The sequence below is a fragment of the Streptomyces sp. NPDC091289 genome (genome assembly GCF_044757365.1).
GTDB lineage: Bacteria > Actinomycetota > Actinomycetes > Streptomycetales > Streptomycetaceae > Streptomyces.
This window is the reverse complement of sequence record NZ_JBIVUT010000005.1, coordinates 144353-156204: the sequence shown is the minus strand read 5'-3', so window position 1 is coordinate 156204 and position 11852 is coordinate 144353. Positions and strand designations below refer to the sequence as shown.

General features: G+C 70.6%; 13 protein-coding genes. 8 read left to right on the top strand and 5 right to left on the bottom strand.

The features are described 5' to 3' along the window. Positions 1 to 9: 9 nt before the first annotated feature. The 4 genes from ACIQPT_RS08130 to ACIQPT_RS08115 form a co-directional block, all read right to left on the bottom strand. Entirely contained in the window at positions 10 to 597 is a 588-nt protein-coding gene (locus ACIQPT_RS08130) for a hypothetical protein (protein ID WP_401153777.1), read from the bottom strand. Positions 598 to 709: 112 nt separating this feature from the next. Next, positions 710 to 1243: a GNAT family N-acetyltransferase gene (locus ACIQPT_RS08125; protein WP_401153774.1), complete on the bottom strand. Its 534-nt coding sequence runs from the start codon at positions 1241 to 1243 to the stop codon at positions 710 to 712. 102 nt (positions 1244 to 1345) lie between these two features. Beyond that, the gene (locus tag ACIQPT_RS08120) at positions 1346 to 1549 is read right to left on the bottom strand and encodes a DUF397 domain-containing protein (protein WP_401153772.1); all 204 of its coding nucleotides are present in this window, start codon (positions 1547 to 1549) and stop codon (positions 1346 to 1348) included. Further along, positions 1546 to 2373: a helix-turn-helix domain-containing protein gene (locus ACIQPT_RS08115; RefSeq protein WP_401153769.1), complete on the bottom strand. Its 828-nt coding sequence runs from the start codon at positions 2371 to 2373 to the stop codon at positions 1546 to 1548. The genes ACIQPT_RS08120 and ACIQPT_RS08115 overlap by 4 nt, the downstream gene beginning before the upstream one ends. Positions 2374 to 2521: 148 nt before the next feature. On the opposite strand from ACIQPT_RS08115, the gene ACIQPT_RS08110 reads away from it, so the two are divergent. Then, positions 2522 to 2818, top strand: a complete 297-nt coding sequence (locus tag ACIQPT_RS08110; protein WP_401153766.1) for a sulfatase — start codon at positions 2522 to 2524, stop codon at positions 2816 to 2818. 60 nt (positions 2819 to 2878) lie between these two features. Here ACIQPT_RS08110 and ACIQPT_RS08105 read toward each other — a convergent pair whose 3' ends face one another. Next, positions 2879 to 3253: a MerR family transcriptional regulator gene (locus tag ACIQPT_RS08105; RefSeq protein WP_401153764.1), complete on the bottom strand. Its 375-nt coding sequence runs from the start codon at positions 3251 to 3253 to the stop codon at positions 2879 to 2881. Positions 3254 to 3313: 60 nt separating this feature from the next. Between ACIQPT_RS08105 and ACIQPT_RS08100 the strand changes: the two genes are divergently transcribed. From ACIQPT_RS08100 to ACIQPT_RS08070, 7 genes are all read left to right on the top strand, one after another. Continuing rightward, complete coding sequence (locus ACIQPT_RS08100; protein ID WP_401153762.1) at positions 3314 to 4111, top strand: SDR family NAD(P)-dependent oxidoreductase; 798 nt, start codon at positions 3314 to 3316, stop codon at positions 4109 to 4111. A 62-nt stretch (positions 4112 to 4173) separates the two neighbouring features. Further along, positions 4174 to 6579 (top strand): tetratricopeptide repeat protein, encoded by a 2406-nt coding sequence (locus ACIQPT_RS08095; RefSeq protein WP_401153759.1) that lies wholly within the window; start codon positions 4174 to 4176, stop codon positions 6577 to 6579. A gap of 497 nt (positions 6580 to 7076) precedes the next feature. After that, entirely contained in the window at positions 7077 to 8090 is a 1014-nt protein-coding gene (locus tag ACIQPT_RS08090; protein ID WP_401153757.1) for a hypothetical protein, read from the top strand. Between the two features lie 70 nt (positions 8091 to 8160). After that, complete coding sequence (locus ACIQPT_RS08085) at positions 8161 to 9426, top strand: DUF4145 domain-containing protein (RefSeq protein WP_401153755.1); 1266 nt, start codon at positions 8161 to 8163, stop codon at positions 9424 to 9426. A gap of 2 nt (positions 9427 to 9428) precedes the next feature. Further along, positions 9429 to 10286, top strand: coding sequence for a carbohydrate kinase family protein (locus ACIQPT_RS08080; RefSeq protein WP_401153753.1), 858 nt, complete (start codon positions 9429 to 9431; stop codon positions 10284 to 10286). Continuing rightward, a complete protein-coding gene (locus ACIQPT_RS08075) occupies positions 10283 to 10909 on the top strand; it encodes a 2'-5' RNA ligase family protein (protein ID WP_401153750.1) in 627 nt (208 codons plus the stop codon). Before ACIQPT_RS08080 ends, ACIQPT_RS08075 begins: the two co-directional genes overlap by 4 nt. Beyond that, positions 10906 to 11694 carry an inositol monophosphatase family protein gene (locus ACIQPT_RS08070; protein WP_401153748.1) on the top strand — a complete coding sequence of 263 codons (789 nt, stop codon included), beginning with the start codon at positions 10906 to 10908 and terminating at the stop codon, positions 11692 to 11694. The genes ACIQPT_RS08075 and ACIQPT_RS08070 overlap by 4 nt, the downstream gene beginning before the upstream one ends. Positions 11695 to 11852 lie beyond the last annotated feature (158 nt).

Below are 11852 nucleotides of genomic sequence, written 5' to 3'. Positions count from 1 at the left end.
GGCGGCCCGTCAGCCCAGGGTGAGCTGGAAGTGGGCCGTCTCCCGGTAGTTGGAGTTCGGAGGGGTGATCTCCAGTGTGACGGGGTCGCCCTTCCGCTCCGGCTTCAGACGGACCGGGACGGTGCGCTCGTCGCCCTCAGGAAGAGGCAGTACGAGGGCGTGGCGCGCACCGTCCCGGTTCAGCCAGTCCACGTAGTGGCCGGGGGCGTAGTCCTTGCCGGATTCGCCGGACTCGACGTCGAGCGTGGCGGAGTACGCCTCCTCGCCGAGGAGCAGTTCCTCGTCGGTGCCGTTCTTGAAGGTCACGGTGAGGCTGTAGGTCCCGTCGTCGTGCCGCTCGGGGATGCTGACGGTGACCCACAGGCCGTCCTCGTACCGTGCCGTCATGCCGGGGCCGAGCGGTTGGTACGAGCTGCCCGAGAGGCCGGGCTGCTCCAGCTGTCCGTCACCGTCGAGGCCCTTCTCGAACTCCGTGAGCGCATGCGCTCCCAGCGCGATCAGTGTGAAGAAGGCGATCAGGGCGATCACGCAGCCGTAGAACCCCCGCGAGCTCGCGGCGGGTGACGTGTGTGCTGCGGTGACTTCTTCCGTGTCCATGGGCGCCACGTTAGGCAGCGGCCGGGGCGAGATCATGAGCGCCCGTACTCAGCTTGTTCGTCCCGTTGTTCGCCCCGGAAACGGAGCCTCCGCAAGCGGAGCATCGGGTGCGTCAGAGCTGTTTCACGGTGAACAGCGTGATCCCGTGCACCGCGTCCACTTCCTGCCGGTCGGTCTCGGTGAACCCGATCTTGGCCAGCACACGGCGAGAAGCGGAGTTCCAGTCCCAGACCGTGGCCCACAGACGTTCGTACCCGGAGGCTCTCGCCCCTTCCAGAACCGCCGACGCGGCCTCGGTCGCATACCCCTGACACCAGACTCGGCGCAGCAGCTCGAACGCCAACTCCGGTTCCCCTGCCGGTCCTCGCCCGCTGTCGACAATCCCGCAGTAGCCGACGACGTCACGAGTGGCCTTCCGCTCGACCGCCAGCAGGCCGCTCGACCACAGCTCGTTGGTCCGGATCGAATCCTCGAGCTCCGCGACCGTGGGGTGCCCATCCGCGTCGATTCGGCGATGCGGGGGCACGCGTGGATCACGTTCGGTCCACAGCTCACGCTGGACGGCAGCCTCGGCTACCCGCCAAGGCCTGAGCAGCAGGCGACTCGTCTCAAGAACAACCTCGCTGCCCGGCGTGCCGATTGACATGCCGGCCACCATCTCACGGGCGACCGGCCGTCGCGCCACGAGGGCCCGCGCCCCCGCCCGGGGAGGGCTGGGGGCACGGTCCCTGCGGTGTACGAGGGTGGGTCAGCGCTCGGCCGCGAACTCCACGAAGGCCGCCCAGGCGGGGGCGGTGACGAGGAGCGCGGGGCCGGTGGGGGCCGCCTTGCTGTCGCGTACGGGGACGAGGCCGGGGTAGCCGTCGGCCACCTCGACGCAGTTGTTTGCGCCCCCGTCGCTGTAGCTCGACTTGCGCCAGGTCGCGGTGGAGAGGTCGGGCGTGCGCTTCATGATCCTCTGAACTCCTTCAGGACGCCCCTGATGAACGCGATGGAGTCGGGCGGGGGCAACGCCAGATCCCGTCCCCGATCGTAGGACAGCCGGGCGCGCGTGACGTCTGCCGGATCTTCGAGCAACTCGGAGCATTGATTGCCTTCCATGTAGGCAACGGCACTCCCGTCTTCCTGCCACATCAGCGTGAGAGAGCCGTCCATCAGGTGGTGGGCTCCGGCTGCGAACGGCAGCACCTGAAGGGTGACCATCGGCAGCTCCGCGATCTTGATCAGATGCTCCAACTGGGCTTCCCACACCTTCGCGTCACCTACCGGACGACGCAACCCGTACTCGTCCATGATGATGCGGACGGTGGGGGCCGGACTACGGAAGAGCAACTGCTGGCGGCCCAGACGCGCTATGACCTGTTCCTCGACCGACTCCGCCTCGCTCTCTGTTTCCTGGTCGCCGGACAACATCGCACGCGCCACATCCTCGGTCTGGAGCAGCCCCGGGATGCCTAGCGTGAACAGGTGCATGATGCGCGCCCCGAACTCCAGCCGCATGAACTCCTTGTACTTGTCCTTGAAGACTTCTCGCCGCGCCACCTTCCACAGCTCGACCAGCAGCCCGCCCGTGTCGTAGAACCGGTCCAGGTCCTCCATCACCGCCAGCTTCGAGAGCCGTTTCCCCGCCTCAAGGCGTGACAGGTAGCTCTTGTCGTAGCGCGTCTTCTCGGCGAGCTGGCCGAGCGACAGCCCCGCCTTCTGCCGTAAGTACCGCAGGGCGCTCCCCAGTGCCGCGCGCCCCGACTCCGCTTCCGCTTCCGCGACTTCGGTCATCCCCGCATCCCCGACCCCTCGCCGTTGTCCTGTTCGCAGGCAATCGCGTGCCTCTGTCGAGCGTAGGGCGGCGAGCGTGACGATGAGGGCACGAACGGTAATCGCCACCCGTCAGGGTCACGCACCCCCACGCGCTAAGGACACCGACATGATCGACACCTCGCAACTCCGCCTCCTCCCCTGGAGGTCCGCCGAAGGCAAGCCCTGCTACCTCAGCACCCGCGACCCGAACAGCAGGCTCTCCCGGCTCGCCGACGACATGGAGGAGGAGCAGATCGAGTGCGGCAACGTCGTACTCGAAGGAGCGCAGGAAGTGCTGGCCGACCAGGCGGCCGGCGAGGTCGCCGTACGGTTCGCGCTGACGCAGGCCGTCGTGTCCCTGCGGGAGGTGCTGGTCGTCGCGGACAGCCGGGGGCGGCGGCTCCCGGACGCCGGTGACCGATGACCGGCGCGGGCCTCGGGCCGGCCCGGCGGACGGGTTCCCGGCCGCCCCGGAGCGGGTGACTCAGGCGGGCCGGCTGCCGGTGAGCGCTTCGCCGGCGTGGATGATCGAGCTGAGCATGGCGTGGGCGTCCTGGAGTTGTTGGATGGAGCTGCTCATGCGCTCGCGTTCGTGTTTGAGGTCCTGGGCCATCTCCTCGCAGGTCGGCGCCAGGATGGCTCCCTCTTCGGCCATGCAGGGCAGCACTTCCCGGATCAGGTCGGTGTTCAGCCCGGCCGCGAGCAGGATCCGGATCCGGCGTACGGCGGCCACGTCGGGTTCGTCGAACTCGCGGTAGCCGCTGGCTCGCCGCTGCGGTCGCAGCAACCCCTGCTGCTCGTAGTACCGCAGGCTCCTCGTGCTGACGCCGGTGCGCTTCGACAGCTCGCCGATGAACATATGACTCCCCGGCACAGAAGGTTGACTTTGACATCAATGTCAAGGTCTAGCTTAACGGCCATGGCAACCAACCACAGCACCCAACTTCGTTCCACCATCGACCCGAAGGCCCTGGCCGGTAAGAAGGCGGTCGTCACCGGCGGCACCATCGGCATGGGCCGGTCCATCGTCCAGGCACTCACCGACCGCGGCGCCGAAGTGATGTACACCGGGCGCAGCGACCAGCGGCTCGCCGAGGCGCAGGCGGCGCTCGGCACCCCGCTGGCGCACCCGGTGTGCTCCGACGCCACGGACGCGGGGGCCATCGACGCCCTCCGCGACCAGGTCGCCGGCCAACTCGGCGGCATCGACTACCTGTTCGTCAACCAGGGCATCGCCGAGTTCCAGACGCTCGAAGAGGTCACCGAGGAGTCGTGGGACCGCATCTTCGACGTGAACGCCAAGGGGGCCTTCTTCACCGTCCAGCGACTGGCGCCGCTGATGTCCGAGGGCGGTTCGATCGTGTTCACCACCGTCTCCAACGACCAGATCTTCCCCGGTCTCAGCGCCTACTCGGCGGCGAAGGAAGCCGTCTCCGCCTTCGCGAAGGTGCTCGCCGCCGAGCTGCTTCCGCGCGGGATCCGCGTCAACGCGATCGCCCCCGGATTCATCCTCACCCCGACGATGGGCGTCGCCGAACTGACCGAGGAGCAGCGCGCCGAGTTCATCGAACAGGGCAACGCCTCCACGCCGATGGGCCGGGGAGGCACCGTGGAAGAGGTGACCGCCGCCGCGCTGTACCTGGCCGTCGAGGCCACCTTCACCACCGGCGTGGAACTGCCCGTGGACGGCGGGTTCGGCCAGGGCCTCGGCGTATGACGGTCACGGGCCGGAAGGCGTACGGCTCCCCGTGCGCCCCGGTCCGCTGACAGACTGGCCCCATGCCGCCGTCCAGCCCCCGTCGCCTCTCCCTCCAGCAGATCATCGAAGGGCAGCGTCGCGCCGCCTTCGTCGGTCGGGAGGCCGAACTCACCCTGTTCCGCGCCAATTTCGCGCTGCCGCCCGAGGATCCCCGGCACCGGTTCGTCTTCCATGTGCGGGGCAACGCCGGGGTCGGCAAGACCTCGCTCGTACGGGAATGGCGGGAGGTGGCGGGGGAGTTCGGGGCGCTGACCGCGTCGGTCGACGAGAGCGCCGACTCCGTGCCGGACGTACTCGCCGCCATCGCCGCGCAGTTCGCCGAGCAGGGGCACCCGCTCAAGGCGCTGGACCGGCTGCTCGTCGCGTACCGGCGGGCCCTCCACGACGCGGCCGGCCGGCTCGCGGCGGACAACGAGACGGCCTCGGCCGGGGGCCCTTCGCCCGGGGCGCTCGCCGCCGCGCAGGCCGGGCTGATCGCGGCCGGGGCGATACCGGTCGTCGGGGCGCTGGCCGGCGGCATCGACCCGGCGGTCGTGGCGCGGGGCGCGGGCGGGCTGCGGGCGGTGTTCGGGGGGCGGGCCCGACAGCAGGAGGAGGCCCGGCTGCTGGCGGAACCGGTACGGGCCCTCACGCCGGTGTTCGTCGCCGAGATCGACCGGGTCGCGGACGCGGTGCCCTGGGTCGCCCTGTTCCTGGACACCTACGAACGCACCGCGCCCCAACTGGACCGGTGGCTGGCGGACCTGCTGACCCCCGGGCGGTACGGCGAACTGCCCGCCAACCTCGTCCTGACCCTGGCCGGTCAGCGCCGCCTCGACCCCGTGCACTGGGGCGACCGGGGCCGGCTCGTCGCCGACGTACCGCTCGGGCCGTTCACCGAGGCCGAGTCGCGCCAACTCCTGTGGGGGCGCGGTGTGGTGACGGAGTCCGTCGTACGGGAGGTGCTGCGGCTCTCCGGCGGGCTGCCGGTCCTGGTTTCGACGCTCGCCGCCAACCCGGGCGCGGCCGGAGAGGCGAACGCCACCGCCGTCGAACGCTTCCTGGCCGGCGAGAGCGACCCGGTCCGCCGGGCGGCCGCGCTCGCCTGCGCGCTGCCCCGCCGGTTCGACGAGGACCTGGTGGCCGTGGCCGTGGCCGCACCCCGGAACGGGCCGCACGCCGTGCCCGATCTCTACGACTGGCTGCACGAACTGCCGTTCGTCGCCGAGCGGCACTCCGGCCACTCCCGCTACCACGCCGTCGTCCGGGCCCCGATGCTCCGCCTCCAGCGCACCGGATCGCCGCGGCGCTGGAAGGCGGCGCACGACCGGCTGGCCGAGGCCTTCGCCGCCCGCCGGGACGCGGCGGCCGAGGGCCTCGACCCGGAACGCCTCTGGGCCTCCCAGCCCTGGCGCCGGGCGGCCCTGGACGTGCTCTACCACCGGCTCTGCGCCCGCCCCCGCACCGCGCTCCCCGAGGCCCTGCGTGCCGGGATCGCGCTGTGCGACCAGCGGCCGTCCCGTGCCCGGCACTGGGCCCAGACCCTCGCGGAGGCGGGCGAGGACGCCGACAACGCCGTACTGCGGGAGTGGGGCCGGGACCTGCTCGCCGCCATAGCCGAGCACGGGCCCCGCCCCACCGCCGCCCTCGGGCTCCTGCTGACCCGCGCCGAGCTGACCGACACCGACCGGGCGGCCGCCCTCGTGGCGCGGGCCTGGGACCGCTTTCGGGCCGGGGAGCTGGACGCCGCACTGTCCGACCACGGGCGGGCCATCGCCGTGGACCCGCGCAGCGAACGCGCCCACCAGGGCCGGGCGGTGATCCTGCGGTCGCTCGGCCGCTACGAGGAGGCCCTCGCCGACCTGGACCGGGCCGAGGAGATCGCGCCGGACTGGGCCTGGGCGGTGCGCGAGCGCGGTGAGACGTACCGGCGGATGGGCCGCCCGGAGGAGGCCCTGACCGTCCTGGACCGGGCGCACGCCCTGGACCCGTCCGACGCGGTGCCCCTCGGCAGCCGGGGCCTGGTCCGCCACGTCCTGGGCCGCTACGAGGACGCGCTCGACGACTTCGACCGGGCGCTCGCGCTGTGGCCGGAGTACACCTGGGCGCTGGTCCGGCGGGCCCGGGTCCGCACCGCGCTCGGCGACCCGGTGGGCGCCCTCGCCGACCTGGACCGGGCCGAGGAACTGTCCCCCGGGCTCGCCGGGACGGAGGGGGAGCGGGGTGAGGTGTACCGGGCGACGGGCCGGCACGAGGAGGCCGTGGGCTGCTACGACCGGGCGCTGGCCCTGGACCCCGACTACGCCTGGGCACACGGCAGCAGGGCCCTCGCGCTGGAGGCCCTGGGCCGGATCCCGGAGGCGCGCGCGGACCTGGACCGGGCGCTGGAGCTGGACCCGGGATATGCGTGGGCGCGGGCGCAGCGCCGGCGGCTGGGCGGCGGCTGAACGCGAAGCCCGGGGCCCGGGGCGGCTCGTAGGGTCGGGCGCGGCCATGCAATCCGGGCGCTCCGTTGCTGCCGCGACAAGGGGCATGGCGAGGAACGTGGCGATGTCGAAGCGGCCACGAAATTCCTGCCGTGGGTGGAGCGGAACCCGGTAACCTTTCCCTGCTTCGTACAGCGAGCACTGAAGACGGGGGTGTCGGTGCGCGAACACCGTATGCACGGAGGTCGTTCTTACCGGGCAGGTCGCGGATGACCGGCGACATGGGTTCAGGCGTCGGCTTACGGCAGTCAGTCAGCCTCATCATTCCGATCCGGCTCCACGCCGCCCCCGATGTGTGGGCCGAGGGCCCCATTCCTTTCGAGGCCGGCGGCCATCGGACGGATGTGTCCTCGCGCCAGACGTATTTCACACCGGCCGCGGGTCGTGCGCTGTACGGGTCGCCGCAACGGCCGCGTCGCTGGCATCTGTTCGTCGACGTTGTCCACGGACCCCTCCATTTGCACGGCCTGGAGATCCTCCGCACCCCGACGGACCTGCATCCGCACCACGCCCAGGCGGTCCTGCATTTCAGCGTCCCCTCGGCGGGGTTGCTGGACGTGCTCCGGGCGCTGGGAGGCCGGGCCGGTGCCGGGCCCGATCCGCTGGACGGCCCGCTCGCACCGGATGCCCTTCTCGCGGGCGTTGCTTCACCGACGGACCCGGGTGCCGCCACGCGCCCGTACACCGTTGCCTTCCTGACCCCCGGCCCCGCCGAGACCGCCGCTCTGCGCTCCGGCGGTGTGCTTCCGGAGACGGCCGACCGCTGGCTCTGGGCACTGGCTTCCCGGTCCAACGAGGCGGACTTTCCCATCGCCCCGGAGCAGCTGCCCGGCCAGGCCGAGCGTGCCGTGCGGATCTCGGCCGACTGGAGCGCTCTTGTCCTCCGCCACGGTGCCGCCTTCCTCGGCCACCGTCCCGACGAGGGCGACGGAGACTTCTACGATTTCGCTGCCCTGCACGTCCGTTCCGTCTACCTGGACGCCCTCCTTCTCGGTATCGCCCAGCGGGACCACATCGACGAGCTGACCGACGGGCTCTCCGGGATCTTCGACGGACCTGGGCTCGCCCGCCGTGTCACCGACCTCGAACGGGACATCGCCGGGTTCCGGAGTACCTATTGGCGTCAACACCTCACCGCCCACGGCCCGGCCAACGAGTTGTTGCTCGCCTATCACGAGCAGTACCGGCTGCCCGCCCGGTTCCAGGAGATCCTCGCGGAGGCCGCCGACTACTCCCGGCTCGTCCAGACGCAGGACGGGCAGCAGATCGCCGGTGCCCTCGGCGTGCTCACGATCCTCGGACTGCCGCTCGGCACCGTACTGAGCATCCTCCAGGTGCTCGGCGACGATGACGTCCGCCACCTCCTGCTCGCCCTGGTCATCGCCTTCGTCGCCACGGCAGCCGCCTTCACCACTCGGTACGGGCGCCTCGTCCTCGCCTCGCTGCGCGGGAGCCGCACCTCCGGCGAGTGAGGACAACCGATGTTCTCCAAAGCCCAGTTGTTAGCATCAGGTACAAACTGCCGAACAGGACACGGTCGACGTGACGGTCAACGAGGGCGAGCCCCTCCGGCTCTACAAGAAGGCACTGCGCTATGCCGAATCGGATCCAGAGGTGTTCCTCAGTACGGCACGGCGGGCAGCAGAGGCGATTCTTCTGGACCTTGCCTTGAGGGAAGCCGTCGGCTCAAAGCGGACGCTCGAGCCTCTACTCACGGCCCTCACTGCCAAAGGGATCGTGCCGCCGAAGATGGTGCTCGCCATCCGCACGATCCAGAACTACGGCAACTTCGGCAGCCACGCACTCGACGGCTCGGGCGACGAGATCTCCGCCGAGGACGTACAGCCCTGTCTCAACGCCCTGACGCAGCTGGCGGCCTGGTACGGACGGACCAGCTCGTCGTTCGCCGAGAGCGAGGGGCGTGAGGCGCTGGCCGCCGTGCAGAACACGGCCGGGACGAGCCGTCTGGCCGACTCCACCCTGATCGTGGTGAAGGCGCTGATTCTGGGCTGCGACTTCGACGAGGTGCTCGCCCGACGCAACCACCGCCTCGTGCGCGTACAGCTTCCGTGGTCGGACCAGTTGGTCGAGGAAGTCGCGGAGGGGCGACTGGACCTGGCGATCTACAACGAGCAACGCCTCCTGAGCATGATCGAGGAGGATGGGGAGCTGGCGCACCGGGTGGCCTCCGTGGGCCGCCTCGGCCACTCGATGGGGGGCCGGAACTTCTACCTCCTCGCGGCGCGCGGTGGGCGCTGGGGCGGCGCGACGGCCGAGGAGTTCCTTGCCGACCCGGCAGGCGCGGAGATTGCCGTACCGAGGCACAGCGACATGTTCGCCAACGTTCTCACCGCCTTCGCCACCGACGAGGCCGGGCTGCGGGAGAGAGGGGTACGGATTCTCGACGTGCCGCATCACCTCGGGCTCGAACTCTTCCATCTGAACCCGGACGTCCTGGCCGTCGGCGGACAGAACCTTCGGATGCATGCCCGGGACGAGGACGGCTACTTCGAGCTGCTGAATTCCGACATGCTTCCGGCTCCGGCCCAGGCACGGTTACGGTCGGCGGCTGCCAACGTGCTCATCGCGAATCGAGCCTGGCTGTCCTCCATCGGCTTCCGACCGAACGACCTCTTCCGTGAACTGATGCGCCGCTTCCATGACATGGGTGCCGACGCGGACCGCTTCGAGGCCACCGTCGATGAGCTGATCGCGCATGCCTCGTTCCCTCTCCAGAGCACTCGAAGCAGCCGGGAGCGGCTGGTGCGGCACGTCCTGTTCGAGAGCTACCGCCTGGGAGACCCGTGACCGTGACCGGCGAGAAACGCGTCCTTGTGCTGGGCGGGACCAATTTCGACATCATCGTGCAGGCGGAGAACTTCCCCCAGGAACACGAGAAGGTCCGGGGCGAGGCCTGTGAGGCGCGTCCCGGTGGGTCGGCGGCGAACACGGCCCTGGGGCTCGCCCGTCAGGGCTGCGAGGTCAGGCTCGTGTCAGCGGTGGGGGATGACGCGCTGGGACGCCTGTGTCTGGACGACCTGCGGGACGGAGGCGTGGACACAGCGCTGATGCGCGTGGATGCCTCCTTGCGGACGAGTATGGCCATTGTGATCTCGTCCGGGACGGGCAAACGGATGATGACGTTCGCCGGTGCCGACCGCGATCAGGCGTTCCTGGCAGTGACGGAGTCGGACGTGGTGGCCGTGGACCATGTCCACGTCGTCGGAGTGCCCACGCCCGAGCTCGGCCGCGTCGTGGGTCTCGCACGCCGGACCGGCCGTACCGTCTCGGTCGAGTGGAACGGCCGGGACATGAGCGAGCTGGCGGAAGGACCGGGGCTGAACCTGATGAACGCCGACGAGGCGGGCCGGCTTCCCCGCGCCCTGCCGGGGGACGCCGCCGGTACCGCCCTGCGCTACGCGGAGCGGCTGTCGGGAGAAGTGATCCTTACGCAGGGTGCCGAGGGCGCCCTCTGGGCCGCGCAGTCCGGTGCCCTGGTGCGCGAACCGACGACAGTCGTGGAGCCCGTGGACCGTACCGGGGGCGGTGACGCCTTCAACGCTGGGGTCATCGCCGGCTGGCTGTTCGGCGAGCCGCCGTCCGCGTGCATGCGCAGAGGGCTCGATGCCGCGTTGCACGTGATCACGAAGATAGGAGCTCATCCATGACCAGGTGGCTTGGCGTCGCCCTGCTTCCGCGCGCGGACCACACGCGCGCCGCCATCCGGCTGCAACAGAGTCTGGGGAGTGACCGCCCCCTGCAACCACTACTGAGCGAGGACGGCAACCTTCCCCATCTGACCGTTTTCCAGGGGCCTTTCGAAGACGATCTGGACCCCGAGCGGGAACTGGCGAGGATCGGAGCATCCGCGAGCCTGCCCGGGCAGCTGTGGCTCGCGTCCGTCGGCATCGTGTACCAGCCGACCGGCTGGCTGTTCATGTCCGTCGAACGGCCCGCGCTGCTGGAGAAGCTCCAGGAAGTCGTCCTCGCCGGCCTCGCCCCCCACCTCGACCGGCAGGCGTTCGACACCTCGAAGGACACCTCCAGGTTCACGGAGTCCGAACGCGTCAGCTTCGACCGGTACGGCTACCGCTACACCGGCGATGCCTACGCTCCCCACATCACGCTCGGGCGCACCGACGAGGCCACGGCCCTCGAACTCGTACGGACCGCACCCGAGCGCACTCACGTACCCGACGGGTGGACCTTCGACCGGCTCAGCTTCTACGTGATGGGGGAGCACGGCGCCCACGCGGAGAAGTTGGCAGAGCGACCGGTCGCCGCCGTATGAGTCCCCGGCACACGCTGTACGACGCGCCCGCCCTGCACCGCTTCGCCCGGGATGCCGTGGACGCGGGGGCGGAGTGGCTGGCCGGGGAGGGGTCGGGCCGGATCTGGACGCACAGGCGGTTCAAGCCTTCGGGGGAGGAAGTCACCGCTGCCGATATCGAGGTGGAACGTCGGATGACCCGTATCCTCGTGGACCGCACACCGGAGATCCCCGTCGTCGGGGAGGAATCGGCGGGCGCGGGCCCGGTACCCGAAACGTGCTGGCTGCTGGACCCCATCGACGGCACGATGAACTTCACCCGCGGAGCCCCCGGGTACGCCGTCTCGCTCGCCTGCGTCGTGGACGGGACGCCAGTGCTCGGCGTGGTGCACGCACCCGCTCTCGGCCGGCGCTGGACCACGGGAGTCGGGGGAGCGAAGGCTGCGGGCGTGCAGGGCAGCCGCAGTCTCACCCGGGCGGTGGTCGGCTTGACGGGAACGGGCTCCGGCCGTCCACGCTCCGCCCGGCTCATCGGCCGGCTGTACGAGGTGGCCCACCGGATCAGGCTGCAAGGTGCGATGAGCCTGGATCTGGTGGGGGTGGCGGAGGGCTGGCTGGACGCCTGCGTCTGCCTCGACCCGGGCCCCTGGGACGTGGCGGCGGGCGTCGCCCTGGTGAGGGAGCGCGGCGGGGCGGTGCTGGGGGCGGGCGGGGGCGCCTTCACCTCGCAGTCCTCGATCCTGGCTGCGGGCGCCGATCCGGTCGCCCGGGAGCTCATCGCGCTCTGGGAGTCGCTCGACAGCTGACGGCCCTCCACGGGATGCGGGACAGGTGAGGGTGCGGCGCACCCGACCGGCCCAAAAGTGACCTCAAGGACGTCCGTCGACATACCCGTACGTACCCGGGTCGCGCCCTCTACCGCCCGTTCCCGTTCGATTACAGTGCTTGCGCGGTCGCCCGCAGA

Excerpts from the sequence above, each read along its gene's own strand:
- ACIQPT_RS08105 (WP_401153764.1), bottom strand. The coding sequence starts at position 3,253 with ATGTTCATCGGCGAGCTGTCGAAGCGCACCGGCGTCAGCACGAGGAGC.
- ACIQPT_RS08110 (WP_401153766.1), top strand. The coding sequence starts at position 2,522 with ATGATCGACACCTCGCAACTCCGCCTCCTCCCCTGGAGGTCCGCCGAA.
- ACIQPT_RS08130 (WP_401153777.1), bottom strand. The coding sequence starts at position 597 with ATGGACACGGAAGAAGTCACCGCAGCACACACGTCACCCGCCGCGAGC.
- ACIQPT_RS08120 (WP_401153772.1), bottom strand. The coding sequence starts at position 1,549 with ATGAAGCGCACGCCCGACCTCTCCACCGCGACCTGGCGCAAGTCGAGC.
- ACIQPT_RS08095 (WP_401153759.1), top strand. The coding sequence starts at position 4,174 with ATGCCGCCGTCCAGCCCCCGTCGCCTCTCCCTCCAGCAGATCATCGAA.
- ACIQPT_RS08125 (WP_401153774.1), bottom strand. The coding sequence starts at position 1,243 with ATGTCAATCGGCACGCCGGGCAGCGAGGTTGTTCTTGAGACGAGTCGC.
- ACIQPT_RS08070 (WP_401153748.1), top strand. The coding sequence starts at position 10,906 with ATGAGTCCCCGGCACACGCTGTACGACGCGCCCGCCCTGCACCGCTTC.
- ACIQPT_RS08075 (WP_401153750.1), top strand. The coding sequence starts at position 10,283 with ATGACCAGGTGGCTTGGCGTCGCCCTGCTTCCGCGCGCGGACCACACG.
- ACIQPT_RS08100 (WP_401153762.1), top strand. The coding sequence starts at position 3,314 with ATGGCAACCAACCACAGCACCCAACTTCGTTCCACCATCGACCCGAAG.
- ACIQPT_RS08115 (WP_401153769.1), bottom strand. The coding sequence starts at position 2,373 with ATGACCGAAGTCGCGGAAGCGGAAGCGGAGTCGGGGCGCGCGGCACTG.